Raw genomic sequence first — 445 nt, forward strand, 5'->3', positions numbered from 1 at the left:
GCCTCGTGTTCGTAGCGGCGGATGGCCTGCCCGGTGGCGCGGTCCTGCCACGACAGCCGGGAGAGACCGAACCGGGAGAGGACCTTGTGGACGGTGGAGGGGTGCAGGCCCAGCAGGTAGCCGATCCTCGCCGGGCCCCAGCGCCGGTTCACCCGCAGCCCGATGATCCGCCGCTCGGTGCGCACGCGGACACGCCGCGGTGAATGGTGGGGTCGGCTGGAGCGGTCCCGCATCCCGTCCTCGCCGTGCTCCCGGTAGCGGGAGGCCCAGCGGGCGGCGGTGGTGACGGAGACCTGGAAGCGCTCGGCCGCCCGGCGCAGGGGCCAGCGGTCCTCCACGATGCACCGGGCCAGCTTCAGGCGGCCCTTGGGCGCGAGGATGGCATTATTATGGGACATGAAGAAGACCTCCGGGATGTCGTGAATGTTGTCGCAAACACCACTTC

1 protein-coding gene is annotated in these 445 nt (G+C 70.6%); it reads right to left on the reverse strand.

Annotation, left to right across the window (positions count from 1 at the left end; translation table 11 throughout):
- The coding region (locus AC6CHY_RS19950; protein ID WP_498228063.1) for a leucine zipper domain-containing protein at positions 1–398 on the reverse strand (398 nt) is incomplete at its 3' end.
- Positions 399–445 lie beyond the last annotated feature (47 nt).

The organism is Paeniglutamicibacter sp. GQ140 (genome assembly GCF_059759235.1).